The sequence below is a fragment of the Actinokineospora xionganensis genome (genome assembly GCF_014323725.1).
Taxonomy (GTDB): Bacteria; Actinomycetota; Actinomycetes; order Mycobacteriales; family Pseudonocardiaceae; genus Actinokineospora; species Actinokineospora xionganensis.
This window is the reverse complement of record NZ_JABVED010000015.1, coordinates 109425-124893: the sequence shown is the minus strand read 5'-3', so window position 1 is coordinate 124893 and position 15469 is coordinate 109425. Positions and strand designations below refer to the sequence as shown.

Annotated in this window: 11 protein-coding genes and 1 tRNA gene; 6 read left to right on the top strand and 6 right to left on the bottom strand. The window is 69.7% G+C overall.

Features of this window, described 5'->3' with window-relative positions:
* Window positions 1-44 precede the first annotated feature (44 nt).
* The 3 genes from GPZ80_RS24310 to mfd all read right to left on the bottom strand — a co-directional run bounded on the left by GPZ80_RS24310 (window position 45) and on the right by mfd (window position 5564).
* Window positions 45-959, bottom strand: coding sequence for a nucleoside triphosphate pyrophosphohydrolase (locus GPZ80_RS24310; protein WP_187223392.1), 915 nt, complete (start codon window positions 957-959; stop codon window positions 45-47).
* Complete coding sequence (locus tag GPZ80_RS24305) at window positions 956-1951, bottom strand: SurA N-terminal domain-containing protein (RefSeq protein WP_187223391.1); 996 nt, start codon at window positions 1949-1951, stop codon at window positions 956-958. Before GPZ80_RS24305 ends, GPZ80_RS24310 begins: the two co-directional genes overlap by 4 nt.
* Window positions 1952-2012: 61 nt before the next feature.
* On the bottom strand, window positions 2013-5564 hold the full coding sequence (mfd, locus tag GPZ80_RS24300; RefSeq protein WP_187223390.1) for a transcription-repair coupling factor: 3552 nt from the start codon (window positions 5562-5564) through the stop codon (window positions 2013-2015).
* 136 nt (window positions 5565-5700) lie between these two features.
* On the opposite strand from mfd, the gene GPZ80_RS24295 reads away from it, so the two are divergent.
* Entirely contained in the window at window positions 5701-6303 is a 603-nt protein-coding gene (locus tag GPZ80_RS24295) for an HD domain-containing protein (protein WP_312880542.1), read from the top strand.
* Between the two features lie 192 nt (window positions 6304-6495).
* Here GPZ80_RS24295 and GPZ80_RS24290 read toward each other — a convergent pair whose 3' ends face one another.
* Window positions 6496-7263, bottom strand: coding sequence for an enoyl-CoA hydratase/isomerase family protein (locus tag GPZ80_RS24290; RefSeq protein ID WP_187223389.1), 768 nt, complete (start codon window positions 7261-7263; stop codon window positions 6496-6498).
* 614 nt (window positions 7264-7877) lie between these two features.
* Between GPZ80_RS24290 and GPZ80_RS24285 the strand changes: the two genes are divergently transcribed.
* Window positions 7878-9038 carry a PQQ-dependent sugar dehydrogenase gene (locus tag GPZ80_RS24285; protein ID WP_187223388.1) on the top strand — a complete coding sequence of 387 codons (1161 nt, stop codon included), beginning with the start codon at window positions 7878-7880 and terminating at the stop codon, window positions 9036-9038.
* A gap of 18 nt (window positions 9039-9056) precedes the next feature.
* On the opposite strand, the gene GPZ80_RS24280 is transcribed toward GPZ80_RS24285, so the two are convergent.
* Together GPZ80_RS24280 and GPZ80_RS24275 are read right to left on the bottom strand one after the other, a co-directional pair.
* On the bottom strand, window positions 9057-9656 hold the full coding sequence (locus GPZ80_RS24280; RefSeq protein WP_187223452.1) for a TetR/AcrR family transcriptional regulator: 600 nt from the start codon (window positions 9654-9656) through the stop codon (window positions 9057-9059).
* Between the two features lie 100 nt (window positions 9657-9756).
* Entirely contained in the window at window positions 9757-10695 is a 939-nt protein-coding gene (locus GPZ80_RS24275) for an acyl-CoA desaturase (protein WP_187223387.1), read from the bottom strand.
* 314 nt (window positions 10696-11009) lie between these two features.
* On the opposite strand from GPZ80_RS24275, the gene GPZ80_RS24270 reads away from it, so the two are divergent.
* The 4 genes from GPZ80_RS24270 (at window position 11010) to GPZ80_RS24255 (ending at window position 15450) form a co-directional block, all read left to right on the top strand.
* Window positions 11010-11080, top strand: a tRNA-Gln gene (locus GPZ80_RS24270).
* Window positions 11081-11153: 73 nt separating this feature from the next.
* Window positions 11154-12896, top strand: coding sequence for a GGDEF domain-containing protein (locus GPZ80_RS24265; RefSeq protein ID WP_187223386.1), 1743 nt, complete (start codon window positions 11154-11156; stop codon window positions 12894-12896).
* Between the two features lie 80 nt (window positions 12897-12976).
* Complete coding sequence (gene glmU, locus GPZ80_RS24260) at window positions 12977-14473, top strand: bifunctional UDP-N-acetylglucosamine diphosphorylase/glucosamine-1-phosphate N-acetyltransferase GlmU (RefSeq protein ID WP_187223385.1); 1497 nt, start codon at window positions 12977-12979, stop codon at window positions 14471-14473.
* Complete coding sequence (locus GPZ80_RS24255) at window positions 14470-15450, top strand: ribose-phosphate diphosphokinase (protein ID WP_187223384.1); 981 nt, start codon at window positions 14470-14472, stop codon at window positions 15448-15450. The genes glmU and GPZ80_RS24255 overlap by 4 nt, the downstream gene beginning before the upstream one ends.
* The last annotated feature ends 19 nt before the right edge of the window (window positions 15451-15469 follow it).

Here is a 15469-nt window from a genome sequence, read left to right as displayed (position 1 = left end):
TTACTGAGAACCGCCGACATCCGCCCGAAGTTGTCCACAGGTGGTCAGTGCGGCCAGTGCTTTCGCCAGATTTCGTGGGTCATCTCGGGCTCGCCGCTCGCCTTGGCGGAGCGCTCCGCCTCGCGGACCTGACTCGCGAAACGGCGAGCCACGGCGCGCAGTTCGGCCTCCGGGTCCTGCCCGGCGAGCTTCGCCAGCGCGGCGAGGTCGAACAGGCGGGAGCCGACGTCTGTGTGCTTGGGCAGCAGGTCGCCGGGCAGTGCCGCGCGAGCCGTGCGCTGCGCCAGCTTGGCCGCGAGGGCGAGCGCGGGCTGGCCCATCGCCACCCCGTCCACACTGGACTCGCGGCGCTTCTCCTGCTGCTTGAGCTCTTCCCAGCGGGTTTCCTGAGTCGCCGCGTCGCGGACCGCGGGGTCACCGCCCGCGAACACGTGCGGATGCCTGCCGACGAGCTTCGCGACCAGCTCGGCCGCTACGTCGTCGATGGTGAACGGGTCCTCGCCGTCCTCCTCGGCCACGCGCGAGTGGAAGAGAACCTGGAGCAGGACGTCGCCCAGTTCCTCGCGCAGGGCCGGACGGTCGCCTTCCTCGATCGCCTCGAGCAGCTCGAAGCACTCCTCGACGAGGTACTGCCGCAGCGAGTCGTGCGTCTGCTCGGCGTCCCAGGGGCAACCCCCGGGCGAGCGCAGCCGGTCCATGACCTGGGCGGCGGCCACGAGGCCCGCACCCGCTGTGACGTGCACCGGCGAGCCGGCCGCGACCAACTCGGCGACCGCGTCCAACGACGACGTCAGCACCACGACCTCGCCCGCCTCTGCGGCGACATCAGCGGGCATCGGCGCATCGCCCAGAGCCGGGTCGACCTCACCCGCGACGTACACCTTCACCGCCGCGCGAAGCAGTGGCACCGCCTCCGCCGGAATCGTGTTCCCGCGAACCAGCACCACCGCGACGGTCATTGACCGGCGTTCTTGATCGGGATGACGACGCCCTTGGTCTCGCCCTCGCTCGGCGCGATCTCCATGCCCGCGAGGTCCCACACGCCGTAGCGCGGGCTGATCTCCACGCCCACCCGCTGGGAGGTGTCCTGCAGCATGCGTGGGCCGAGGGTCGTGGCCAGCCGGGCGTCGGCGGGCTTGTCGTCGGGGCCCGGGGTGGCGTTGGTCTCGCGCTTGCGGATCACGGCGACCACCCAGCCCGCGTTCTGCGGGTTGGGCTGGAAGGCGATCACGCTGTTGAGCGGGGCGCCGAACAGGACGCTTCCCGCGATGTCCGGTGCGAGCGACGGCGTGATGGTCTCGCCGCGGGCCGCCTGCAGACCGCCCGCCATGTCGGCGTCGATGATCTTGCCCGCCTCGTCGAGGCCCACCGCGAGCTGGTTGGCCTTGGCGATGGCCTTCTCGCGCAGCGAGCCCGGCTTGTCGTCCGGGCCGCCCGGGGCGACGAGGGTGAAGTCGAACGTGACCGACAGCCCTGGAGCCTGCTTGCGGCCGATCTCGGCCAGCGCGAGGTAGTCCCGGGCGATCTCGGTGGGCTCGAAGGCCCGGTTGACCGCCTGGTCGACGATCTGCTCCGGCGAGGCGGACCCGTCGGTCGGCAGCGGCTGCAGCGAGCTGGTCAGCTGACCGGCCAGCTCGGTGACCGTGGCCTCGTTGATCGCCAGGGTCTCCTTGGCGGTGTGCGCCGCGATGAGCTCGTGCAGGACCAACTGGCGCAGCACGGCCCGCGAGAGCAGGTCGAGCTTGCGCTGGTCGGCGAGCTGCTGGACGGCGGGCTCGGCCTGTCGGGCCTTGTCCACCAGCTCCTGCACCCGGTCGACCCCGATGGTCTTGCCATTGACTATGGCGGCGGCGTTGGCCTGGCCCGGCCCCGTCGAACAGGCGCTGAGCAGCAGCCCGAACACGGCGAGCAGGACGACGAGCGGGCGTCGACGACGAATGACGGTGGTCACAGTGCCGTAGCCTCTCACAGCGCTCGCCGCGGCTTCACTATCGGGTTACGGCTGGGCGAGGTCAGGAGACCACCGCCGGCGTCTGCGCGAGGGACTCCAGGAACTTCGCGCACCAGTCGAGCAGGTCACGGTCCCGCAGCACCGGAGCGCCCATCCGACCTCCCGCCGCGCCCTCCGTGGGCCGCGGGATGGTGATCGTGTCGGTGACCGCCTTGTGCACGGCCTTCGGGTAGAGCCGCTTGAGCCGCACCATCTGAGAGTCACGCAGCGGCATCGGCGCGAAGCGGATGTTGCTCCCCTGCGCGATCACCTCGGTGACCCCGTGCGCACGGCAGGTCTGCCGGAACGCGGCGACCGCGAGCAGGTTCACCACCGGGGTGGGCGGCTCGCCGTAGCGGTCGACCAGTTCCTCGCGGACCGCGTCGAGACCGGCGACGTCCGGGGCCGCGGCGAGCTTGCGGTAGGCCTCCAGGCGCAGCCGCTCGCCGGGGACGTAGTCGTGCGGGATGTGCGCGTCGACCGGGAGATCGATGCGGACGTCGGCAAGCTCCTCCTCGTCCTCCGCACCGGGAGCGCCCGCGTGCTTGCGGAACGCCTCGACGGCCTCGCCGACCAGACGCACGTAGAGGTCGAAGCCGACGCCCGCGATGTGACCTGACTGCTCGGCGCCGAGGATGTTGCCCGCGCCGCGGATCTCCAGGTCCTTCATCGCCACTGCCATGCCCGCGCCGAGTTCGGTGTTCTGCGCGATGGTCGCGAGCCGGTCGTGCGCGTGCTCGGTGAGCGGGGACTCGGGCGGGTAGAGGAAGTAGGCGTAGCCGCGTTCCCGGCCGCGGCCGACCCGGCCACGCAGCTGGTGCAGCTGGGCCAGGCCGAGCATGTCGCCGCGCTCGACGATCAGCGTGTTGGCGTTGGAGATGTCCAGGCCGGTCTCGACGATCGTGGTGCAGACGAGCACGTCGTACTCGCGTTCCCAGAAGCCCTGGATGAGGTGCTCGAGCTTGTCCTCGTTCATCTGGCCGTGCCCGGTGACGATCCGCGCCTCCGGGACCAGTTCACGCAGCCTGCGCGCGGCCTTCTCGATCGACGACACGCGGTTGTGCACGTAGAAGACCTGGCCGTCGCGCAGCAGTTCACGGCGGATGGCGGCGGCGACCTGCTTGTCGTCGTACGCGCCGACGTAGGTGAGGATCGGGTGCCGGTCTTCTGGCGGGGTCAGGATCGTCGACATCTCGCGGATGCCCGCCAACGACATCTCCAGCGTTCGCGGGATCGGCGTGGCGGACATGGTCAGCACGTCGACGTGCGTGCGCAGGGCCTTGATGTGCTCCTTGTGCTCGACGCCGAAGCGCTGCTCCTCGTCGACGATCACCAGGCCCAAATCCTTGTACCGCAAGCCTGTCTGCAGTAGACGGTGAGTACCGATGACGATGTCGACCGACCCGTCGGCGAGCCCCTGGATGGTCTCCTCGGACTCCTGGCCGTGGGTGAACCGCGACAATCCCTTGACCGTCACCGGGAACGAGTGCATCCGGCCGGCGAAGGTGTTGAGGTGCTGCTGGGCGAGCAGCGTCGTGGGCACCAGCACGGCGACCTGCTTGCCGTCCTGCACGGCCTTGAACGCCGCGCGGACCGCGATCTCGGTCTTGCCGTAGCCGACGTCGCCGCAGATGACCCGGTCCATCGGGACGCCGCGCATCATGTCGGCCTTGACCTCGTCGATCGCGGCGAGCTGGTCCATCGTCTCGGTGAACGGGAAGGCGTCCTCGAGTTCACGCTGCCACGGGGTGTCCGGGCCGAAGGCGTGGCCGGGGGCGGCCTGCCGGGCGGCGTAGAGCTGGACGAGCTGTGCGGCGATCTGCTTGACCGCCTTCTTGGCCTTCGCCTTGGTGTTCTTCCAGTCCGACCCGCCGAGCTTGTTCAGCGTGGGCATCTCGCCGCCGACATAGCGGGAGATCTCGTCGAGCTGGTCGGTCGGCACGAACAGCCGGTCGCCGGGTTGGCCGCGCTTGGAGCTGCCGTATTCGAGCACCAGGTATTCGCGGGTCGCGCCCGCGACCGTGCGCTGCACCATCTCGATGTAGCGCCCGATGCCGTGCTGCTCGTGGACCACGAAGTCGCCGGTCCGCAGGGCCAGCGGGTCGACCGCGTTGCGCCGCCGCGACGGCATCTTGGTCGACATGTCCTTGGTGGAGGTGCCATGCCTGCCGCCGGTCAGGTCGGACTCGGTCAGCACGACCAAGTCGCCCGCGATGAAGCCGTCCTCGATGGCGCCGCGGACCACGGTGACGATGCCTGGGGCGGGCGGCTCGGTCAGCTCGCCCTCGATCAGTTTCGCCGGGACGTCGGCTTCCGCGAGCTGTTCGACAGCGCGCTTCGCGGTACCGAGACCGGGGACGACGAGGACGCCGGTGCCGCCCGCGGCGGTGTGCGCGCGCAGGTCGGCGAAGGCGCGGGCGATCTCGCCGCGATAGGCCTCGACCGGCCGGAACGCGACCTGGATCGCGTCGCCGCCGGTGAGCTGGGACAGCGTCCACCACGGGTGGTCGCCGTCGCGGGCGTGCGCGGCCACGTCGCCGAGGTCTCGATAAGCGGAAGCGCCGAGGTCGATGGGTGCCTTGCCGCCGGTGGCCGCGGCCATCCACGACGCCTCTAGGAACTCCTGGCCGGTGCGCACCAGGTCGTGCGCGCGCGTGCGGATCTTCTCCGGGTCATTGAGCAGGACGTGGGTGCCCGCGGGGACCACGTCGGTGAGCATCTGCATCTCGCCCTGGCACAGCGCCGGGATCAACGCCTCCATGCCCTCGGACGGGATGCCGTTGGCGAGCTTGTCGAGCATCTCGTGCAGGTGCGCGTCGGCCTGGTGGAGCTCGGCCAAGGCGGCGGCGCGCTCGCGGACACCCTTGGTGAGCAACAGTTCCCGGCACGGCGGCGCGGTGATCTCCGTGAGCTCGCCGGGCAGGGACCGCTGGTCGGCCACCGCGAACGAGCGGATCTCGGAGACCTCGTCGCCCCAGAACTCCACCCGGACCGGGTGCTCCGCCGTCGGCGGGAACAGGTCGACGATGCCGCCGCGCACCGCGAACTCGCCGCGCTTCTCGACCATGTCCACGCGCAGGTACGCGAGGTCGGAGAGCCGGACCAGGACCGCTTCGAAGTCCTGCTCCTCCCCGACCTTCAGCCGCACGGGGGCGAGTTCGCCCAAGCCGGGCGCCATCGGCTGGATCAGGCTGCGGACGGTGGCGACGACGACCTTGATCGGGCCGCCCTCCTCGGGGTGCGCGAGCCTGCGCAGCACCGCGAGCCTGCGCCCGACGGTATCGGCGCGGGGCGAGAGGCGCTCGTGGGGCAGCGTCTCCCATGACGGGAAGTCGGCGACGACGTCGTGGCCGATCAGATCGCCCAGGACGGCCACCAGGTCGTCTGCCTCGCGGCCGGTGGCGGTGACGGCCAGGACGGGCCGGTCGGCGCCCTCGGCGAGCGCGGCCACGACCAGGGGGCGGGCGGCGACGGGACCGGCGAGGTCGAGCGTCGGGGCGCCCGCGGCTTCGACGATGTCGGCCGCGACGGGCAGCAGGGATTCGAGAAGGGGGTGGAGCGGGGCCTTCGACACGAGTGTCCTTCGCCGGTGGGAGACGCGAAACAGACCCCTGCCCGGGACCTTGGAGCACAAGCGGAGCCTCGGAGGGGTTCTCGCCACCACCCTACGGCGTAGCACCGACAGTCCGCTCGCGGATAACGTCGGGCGCGTGCTGGATCAATGGGACGCGCTGCTGGGTCGGCTCGGTGTAGCCGGGCACGACATCGGTCGGGAACTGCTCGCGCGATGGGGTGAGCCGCACCGCAGGTATCACGACCTCGCGCACCTGCGGGCGGTGCTCGGGCACGTGGACGAGTTGGCCGAACACGCCGCCGACCCGGACCTTGTCCGCCTCGCGGCTTGGTACCACGACGCCGTCTACAAGGGCACTGGAACGGATGAGGAAGACAGCGCCCAGTTGGCGTCGGCGGAGCTGACCGGGCTGGGCTTGGACGCGGCGGCGGTCGCCGAGGTCGCGCGGCTGGTCCGGCTGACCGCGGGTCACGTGACCGACCCCGGGGACACCAACGGCGAAGTGCTCTGCGACGCCGACCTGGCAATCCTGGCCTCCCCGGCGTACTCGGACTACGCCGCGGCCGTCCGCGCCGAATACGCGCACGTCCCGGATGACGCGTTCCGCGCCGGCCGCGCCGCCGTCTTGCGCCACCTGCTCGACCTACCCGCGCTCTACCGCACCCCGCAAGCGCTTGCGCACTGGGAGACGAGTGCCAGGACGAACCTGGCCACCGAGCTCGTGACCCTCCAAGTCTGAACTCACTGTCCCGAACGTAGAACTCACTGTCCCAAACGTAGAACTCATCGTCTCCAGCGTTGAACTCATTGTCCTGAACAGGCGACTCGCGGGTGTCCACCAACGGGCGCGAGTCGCCCGTTCAGGACAGTGAGTTCAACGTTCAGGACAGTGAGTTCAACGTTCAGGACAGTGAGTTCGGCTCTCGCGGGGTCAGAACTTCGGGGTGCGCTTGTCCAGGAAGGCGCGGACACCCTCGGCGTAGTCGGCGCTCTCCGCTGATCCCGCGTAGAGGGCGTGCACGGCTTCGTCCTCTTCGAACCGGCCTGCGGTGATCCGACCGATGATCTCCTTGGCGCCGCGGATGGTCACCTGGGAGCGGGCGGCCATGGTGTGGGCCAGCTCGGTGGCGCGCTTGATGACGTCGCCGGGCGCGTGCAGCTCGTTGACCAGCCCGATGCGCAGGGCGGTGGCGGCGTCGATGATGTCGGCGCTGAAGAGGATCTGCTTGGCCCACGCGGGGCCGACCGCGTCGACCAGCTGCTTGGTCGACGGGAGCATGTAGACGATGCCGAGCTTGGCCGGGGTGATGCCGAACTGGGCGTTGTCCGCGGCGACGCGCAGGTCGCAGGCCAGGGCGATCTCGCAGCCCCCGCCGATGCAGAACCCGTTGATCGCCGCGATCGTCGGCTTGGCCAGCCCGGTCAACGCGTCGGTGGCGGTGTGGATGCCTTCGGCGTAGCGGCGGGCGCCCGCGGCGTCGGCACGCAGTTCGGCGAACTCGCTGATGTCGGCGCCCGCGGAGAAGTGCTCGCCGCCGGTCAGCAGCAGCACGCGCACGGAGTCGTCGGCGGCCACCTCGGCGACCAGCTTGGGGATGCCCGCCCACATGTCGAAACTGAGCGCGTTGCGCTTCGCGGGACGGTCTATGACCAGCGTCGCGACGGAATCGACGATGTCCAGCCTCAGGTACTCGCTCACCGTCCAACCCTAACCGCCGGTAGGTGCCGCGCCACCGAGATGCCGGTCACCGGGATATCGCCAGGATGTTCCGGCGTTCACACTGGGGAGGAATCGGGAGCGGGAGAGCGACTGGTCCGCGCGGGTGCCGGCCGGCAGGGTCTCCTGTTTTGGGTGCGGTTTCGCTGGTCGCGGGCGGTCGCCTACGGTGTGAAGTCTTATCGGGTCACCCCATGACCGGGTGGGGCGTTGGCATGTGGCGTTCGCCGCTCCATCTGCACCCATCGCCGCGCCGGACACGGGTGCGATGATCGGAGTGGATCGCGGTGTCACGGTCTCGGCGGCGCTGTCCACCGGGGAGCTCTTGTCAGTGCCCGCCTTGCGCGGAACTGAGAAGGCCCGACTTTTGCGGCTGCAGCCCTGCAACGCGGATGTGAACGCGGCGCTGAATATTCGATTCGCGGCAGGGCATGCCGTGACCGCACGGGGAGGCCCGCCGTTGGGCGAGACTGCGAACCGTGAACTTCAACGCGACCTCCTCCTCTTGGGGTAGTCGCTGTTGGAATACCCTGTTATCAGGTGGGGAGGATGCCAACACACGGCGGTCAGACGCGTCGAGGCGCATCCTGATCAGCATGCGTACTGCTGTGTTGCTCGCCGCCACCTTCGTCGCCGGATGCACGTCTTCCGCAGGCACCGGCGAGATCCCCGAGTCGTCCCCGCCGCCCAGCGCCGTCACCCCTGGCCTGCGGGTGGAGACGGTGGCGAGCGGCCTGACCCACGGGTGGGACATCGGGTTCCTGCCGGACGGCAAGGTGCTGGTCACACAGCGGACGGGCGACATGGCGCTGCTGTCGTCAGCCGCCCCCGGAGCGACGGTCACCACGCTGAAGGCGGACACTTCCACGGTCGCCGTCCGCGGTGAAGGCGGGCTCATGGGGCTGGTGGTGCACCCGGACTTCGCGACGAGCCGGGAGTTCACGACTTGTCAGACGCACCAGGAGAACGGCGAACCCAGGGACATCCGCCTGGTCACCTGGCGGCTGACCGAGGACGAGAAGGTCGCCACCCGGGTTCGTGAACTGGTCACCGGTCTTCCCCTCGCGGCGAGTGGCCGACACTCCGGCTGCCGCCCGACCCTCGCCGCCGACGGGGCGCTGCTCGTGGGCACTGGCGACACGGCGCGGGGCAACGTCTCGCAGGACATGTCATCGCTCGGCGGGAAGGTGCTGCGGGTCGACCTGAAGACCGGGGAACCGTTGCCGGACAACCCGATCCCCGGATCGCGGGTGTACACCTTCGGCCACCGCAACGTCCAGGGCGTCGCACTGCGCGAGGGCGGACAGGTCGTGGTCGCCGAACACGGCCCGGACAAGAACGACGAGCTGAACGTGCTGAGGGCGGGCGCGAACTATGGCTGGGACCCGTCGCAGGGCGGCACCGTCAGCGGTTACGACGAGTCCGTCCCGATGACCGACCTGAAGCGGTTCCCGGACGCGGTCCCCGCGATCTGGCAGTCCGGCGAGACCACGGAAGCCATCTGCGCGGCCACTTTCCTCCGCGGATCCCAGTGGGGCACCCTCGACGGAGCGTTGGTGGTGACCGCCCTGAAAGGCGCGAAGCTGATGTTGTTCACCCTGGACCCGGCGGGCAAGGTCACCTCGGTATCGATCCCCCCGGAATTCAACGACGCCTTCGGCAGGATCCGCGCCGCCCGCACCGGGCCGGACGGCGCCCTGTACGTCACCACTTCAAACGGCGACAACGACAAACTCCTGCGAGTGGTTCCGTCCTAGGGATCCCGCCAGCGGCCACTAGCCCCGTTCGCGCAGGGTGGGCTTTCCCTCCAAGTGGGACAGTCCGTTCCACGCCAGGTTCACCAGGTGCGCGGCGACCTCGTTCTTCTTCGGCTTGCGCACCTCCAGCCACCACTGCCCGGTCAGCGCGACCATGCCGACCAGCGCCTGGGCGTACAGCGCCGCGAGCTTCGGTTCGTAGCCGGTCTTGCTGAATTGGATGCCCAGGATGTGCTCGACCTGGCTGGCGATGTCGTTCAGCAAACTCGAGAAGGTGCCGGTCGACGACGCGACCGGGGAGTCGCGGACCAGGATGCGGAAGCCGTCCGTCGAGCCCTCGATGTAGTTGAGCAGGGCACCGGCGGCTCGTTCCAACAACAGCCGCGGGTGGGCGTCTTCGGAGAGGGCTTCGGTCATGCCGTCCATCAGGGAGTGCATCTCGCGGTCCACCACTACCGCGTAGATGCCTTCCTTACCGCCGAAGTGTTCGTAGACCACCGGCTTGCTGACGTTGGCCCGGTGGGCGATCTCCTCGATGGAGGTGCCGTCGAAGCCCTTCTCCGCGAAGAGCGCCCGTGCGACGTCGAGGAGCTGCTGTCTGCGCTCCTTGCCCGTCATGCGGACGCGGGCCACCGCGGGTTCCGGGTCGGTCTTGGATTGACGCCTAGCCACCGCACCCACAGTAGAGGCCCCGGCCTGAGCGCGAGGTGAGATGGGATTACTTGGCGGCGATCTTCGCCAGGCGCGCCTCGGTGGGCCAGCGGACGTCGGTCGCCCAGCCGAGCTTCTCGAAGATCCAGATCAGCCTCGCCGACGTGTCGATCTGGCCCCGCTGGACACCGTGGCGGGCGCAGGTCGGGTCCGCGTGGTGCAGGTTGTGCCAGGACTCGCCGAAGCTGAGGATGGCCAGGGGCCAGAAGTTGGACGCCTTGTCCCGGCTGGTGAACGGGCGGTCGCCGATCATGTGGCAGATCGAGTTCGTCGACCACGTGACGTGGTGCAGGATCGCGATCCGCACCAGGCCCGCCCAGAAGAACGCGGTCAGCGCGCCAGACCAGGACCAGGTGATCAACCCGCCCAGCACCGCGGGCATGACCAAGGTCAGGCCGGTGAACAGCACGAAGAGCCGGTTGACCGCCACGATGTCCTTGTCGGCCATGAGGTCGGGCGCGAAGCGCTCCTTGTTGGTGACGTCGTGGTCGAAGATCCAGCCCATGTGCGCGTGCCAGAAGCCTCGGGCCAGGGCCATCGGTGACGTGCCGAACAGCCACGGGGAGTGCGGGTCGCCCTCGCGGTCGGAGAAGGCGTGGTGGCGCCGGTGGTCGGCGACCCAGGTGATCGGCGGGCTCTGCACGGCCATGCTGCCCATGACCGCGAGGGTGATCTTCAGTGGCCGGTTCGCCTTGAAGGAGCCGTGGGTGAACAGGCGGTGGTAACCGACAGTCACGCCCAGACCCGAAAGGTAGAAGAAGAAAACCGCGAGGATGAGGTCCACCCACCCCAGCCCCCAGCCCCACGCGAGGGGCACCGCCGCGATCAGCGCGGCGAAGGGCACGAGGATGAAGATGTACACCGCGATCCGGGTCGCGAGGTTGCGCCTGCCCTCGATGATGGGCTTGGGACCGCCGCCGACTTTCGGGTCCGCCGTGGTCGTCATGGGTGTTCGCTCCTTCCGCCGCCCGCAGGTGAGGCACCCCTCGCCTACGGAGCCGTAACTTACGTCAGCGTAAGGACGGGCTACCCGGAGAAGCCAGTGCCGAGACCTCCAATTTCGACGCATGACCTGTTGTCGACACCGATGATGTTGATCCGACAAGAAACGCTCAGCATCCGTTCGGTCACTGGTTATAAGACTTGTGACGGTGCTAACACCCGATCGGACGCGACCGGGGACCAATCCAGCGGGTACTGCTGCCTGCCAGCGGACACCCGTGCCACGATGTCCCCATCGAGCGGCGGGCCCGCTCGCGATCCGCCGTGGTGTAAAGGCAGCACCTTGGATTTTGGTTCCAATGGTTCAGGTTCGAATCCTGGCGGCGGAGCAGTGGCGACAGTGGTGAAGCAAGCGATAGGTGGACGTATTACCGGACCTCGAAAAGGGGTGCACCAGCCTTCGTGGACGACGAGCAGCGGGTCGAGCCGGATCTGCCCGCGTTGGAGGAGCGCTCCGACGCCTGGCTGGTCGGTCGCGCTCGCGAGTTGCTCGCCATCATCCAGACCACCTCGGTCCCCGAACGGCTGAAGTACACCGACGAGGTCGACCGACTCCTCGCCGAGGCCCAGCACCGCGGCGAGCCGCGGATGGTCGCCCAACTCCTGCGTTCCGCGGTCGCGGTGCGTGTGGTCAACAACGAGTTGGCCGACTCCGCCGAGCCCCTCCTCGACGAACTGCTCGCGCACACGCGTAGACACGGACTCCTCGTCCTGCAGGCCGACGCGCACGCGCTGCGCGGACGCAGGCTGCTGCTGGCGGGGGCCGAGGACGCCGCGCTGACCGAGGCCGCCGTGGCCCTGGCCATGCTCGACGAGGACATCACCCCGGACGTCATGCTCGGTGGCCGCACCTGGGACATGATCATGGCGTCCACCCTGATGGACATCGGCACCGTGCTCACCCAGCTCGGCGTCTACGAGGTCGCCGACCAGGTCATGACCCGGGCGCACAAGTGCATCCGCGCGAGTGCCGGGCCGCACCTGATCGCCGTGCACCTGATGAACCGGGCTCGCCTGCTGCTGGGCTGGGGCCTGCGGCTGGAGCGCATCGGCGAGGACGAGCGCGCCGCCGAGCGGTTCGCCACGGCCGCCGCCATCGCCGTGGCCATCGAGGCGCCGTTCCGCGAGTCTCTGTTCCCGCGCGACCCGAGCCGCTCGGCCGCCGACCAGGACCCGATCGTCGGCGCCGCGCTCGCGCTGGCGCAGCCGTCGGCCGCGCACATCGGCAGGCTCCGGCACCTGCTCGACTCCGGCAGCTACCCGCGCGAACTGGTGATCGTGGCGATCGCGTTGGCCCGCTGCCTGGAGCACGAGGGCCGCGAGGAAGAGGCCGTCGCGGTGCTCGCCGACGCGCGGTCCCGGATGTACCAGGAGGCCGCCGAGCCGACCCTGCGACTGTGCCTGATCCGTGAGTACGCGCGCCTGTCCGGTCCCGAGGGCGGCGAGCGGACCACGGGCGCGCTGGAGCACTACGCGACCGAGTTGGAAGCTCAGCTCTGGGACATGCGTGAGTCGCGGATCGCCACCCTCAACACCCGTCGCGAGCACGAGCGGCTCTCCCGGATGCACGGCGCGATCGCCCGCCAGGCACTGCAGGACCCGCTTACCGGCCTGCCGAACCGGCGCGCTCTTGATGAGCGTCTAGAGACGCTGTCGACCTCCCCCAACAACCACCCGCTGGCGATCGCGCTGGTCGACTTGGACGGCTTCAAGGGCGTCAACGACCGGATGTCGCACGCCGAGGGCGACGACGTCCTGCGGGTTGTCGCGAGCACTTTGCGGGACGCGCTTCGCGGGAGCGACATGGTCGCCCGCTACGGCGGCGACGAGTTCATCGTCCTGCTCCCCGGCGCCCCGCTCTACGCCGCGGAGGCCGCGCTGCGCCGCGCGGTCAACGCCGTGGCGAACCTGCCGAATGATTTGTCCCACGGTGTGACGCTGTCGATCGGCGTCGTGTCCCTGCGTCCGCAGGAGACCGCCGTGCGGGCGCTGGCGAGGGCCGACGCGGCCATGTACCAGGCAAAGCGTGGCGGCGGCAACGACATCGTGGCGATCACCGCGGGCGAGGGCGAGCCGGAGCGGCCCCGGCCAGAACTGGTCGCCCCTGTGGATGACCGTTCGTGGGTCGTCCCGGAGACCACGTAGGATCGACTCCCGGCCGGAGTCGATCCGTTTACCAGCCGGAGCCGACCCGCGCCTGTCGTTTAGCCAAACGAGGGAGAGCGATGTCCGCGACCACCCCGGACCGAGCGCGTCTCGGTCAGGTCAGCACAGTGATCCTGGCCGCGGGCGAGGGAACCCGGATGCGCTCGGCGACACCGAAGGTGCTGCACCGGATCGCGGGCCGCCCGCTGGTCGAGCACGCCGTGCGAGCCGCCGCGGGCCTCAAGCCGGAGCACTTGGTCGTGGTCCTCGGCCACGGCCGCGACGCCGTCGGCGCGCACCTGGAGTCGCTCGGCAAGGACCTCGGTCGCGAGGTCACCGTCGCCGTCCAGGAGACCCAGGACGGCACCGGCCACGCCGTCTCCTGCGGACTGGCCCCGCTGCCCGCGAAGCTGACCGGCACGGTCCTGGTCACCTACGGCGACGTGCCGCTGCTCGACACCGCCACCCTCACCGCCCTGCTCGACGAGCACGCGGCGCGCGGCAACGCGGTCACCGTCCTCACCGCGAACATCCCGGATCCGACCGGCTACGGCCGGATCGTGCGCGCGGGCGACGAGTCGGTGAGCGGGATCGTGGAGCACAAGGACGCGAGCGCCGAACAGCTCAAGATCACCGAGGTCAACTCCGGGGTCTACGCGTTCGACGCCGAGGTCCTCGTCGACGGCCTGTCCCGACTCTCGACCGACAACGCCCAGGGCGAGCTCTACCTGACCGATGTGCTCGGGATCGCCCGCGGCGACGGCCGCCGGGTCGGCGCGCTGGTGTGCGACGACCCGTGGCTGGTCGAGGGCGTCAACGACCGGGTCCAGCTCGCCCGTCTGGGCGCCGAGCTGAACCGCCGCGTGGTCGAGAACTGGATGCGCGCGGGCGTGACGGTCACCGACCCGGCCACCACCTGGATCGAGTCGGGTGTCGAGCTGGCCCGCGATGTCGTGCTCGAGCCGAACACCCAGCTCAAGGGCGTCACCGCGGTCGGCGAGGGCGCCACGGTCGGCCCCGACACCACGCTCACCGACGTCGTCATCGGCGCGGGCGCGAGCGTCGTGCGCACGCATGGCAGCAGCTCCGAGATCGGGGACGGCGCGAGCGTCGGCCCGTTCGCCTACCTGCGCCCCGGGACCAAGCTCGGCGCCAAGGGCAAGATCGGCACCTTCGTCGAGGTCAAGAACTCCGATATCGGCGCGGGGTCAAAGGTCCCGCATCTGTCCTATGTGGGCGATGCCACGATCGGCGAGCACAGCAACATCGGGGCCGCCAGCGTATTCGTCAACTACGACGGCGTGGCCAAGCACCGCTCCGTCGTCGGGTCCCACGTGCGCACGGGGTCGGACAACATGTTCGTCGCCCCGGTGACGGTGGGCGACGGCGCCTACACCGGCGCGGGCACCGTGATCCGGCGCAACGTGCCGCCCGGCGCGCTGGCCGTCTCCGGCGGACCGCAGCGCAACTTCGACGACTGGGTGGTCAATCGCCGCCCGGGCACCGCGGCCGCTGAGGCCGCGGAACGGGCGAAGGCCCGCATGCAAGACGAGCAGAACAGCGAGGGTCGTTCATGAGCATCACATCCGGGGTCCCGAAGAAGAACCTCATGCTGTTCTCCGGCCGAGCCCACCCCGAGCTCGCCGAAGAGGTGGCCAAGCACCTCAACACGACGATCACCCCGCAGTCGGCCTACGACTTCGCCAACGGCGAGATCTTCGTCCGGTTCGAGGAGTCGGTCCGCGGCTGCGACGCCTTCGTGATGCAGAGCGCCTGCGCGCCGATCAACCAGTGGATCATGGAACAGCTGATCATGGTCGACGCCCTCAAGCGGGCGAGCGCCAAGCGCATCACCGTGATCATGCCGTTCTACCCGTACGCCCGGCAGGACAAGAAGCACAAGGGCCGCGAGCCGATCTCCGCGCGCCTGATCGCCGACCTGTTCAAGACCGCGGGCGCCGACCGGATCATGACGGTCGACCTGCACACCGCGCAGATCCAGGGCTTCTTCGACGGACCGGTAGACCACCTCTTCGGGCAGACTCTCCTTTCGCGCTACATCAAGGAGAACTACCCGGCGTCGAACATCACCGTGGTCTCGCCGGACGCCGGCCGCACCAAGCTGGCCGAGAAGTGGGCCGACGACTTGGGCGGCACGCCGATCGCGTTCATCCACAAGACCCGCGACCCGCTGCGGCCCAACGAGGTCGTGGCGAACCGCGTGGTCGGTGAGGTCGAGGGCAGGCTGTGCGTGGTGATCGACGACATGGTCGACACCGGCGGCACGATCGCCAAGGCGGTCAGCCAGCTCCTCGACGAGGGCGCGGCCGACGTCGTCATCGCCGCCACCCACGGCGTGCTGTCGGGCCCGGCCCGCGAGCGCCTGTCCGAGTGCGGGGCGAAGGAGATCATCTTCACCAACACGCTGCCGATACCGGACGAGAAGCGCTACCCGCAGATGACCGTGCTGTCCATCGCCCCGCTGCTCGCGCGGGCCATCCAGCAGGTCTTCGAGGACGGCTCGGTCACGTCCCTGTTCGACGGCGACGCCTGACCCGCGTGCGGGCGGGCTA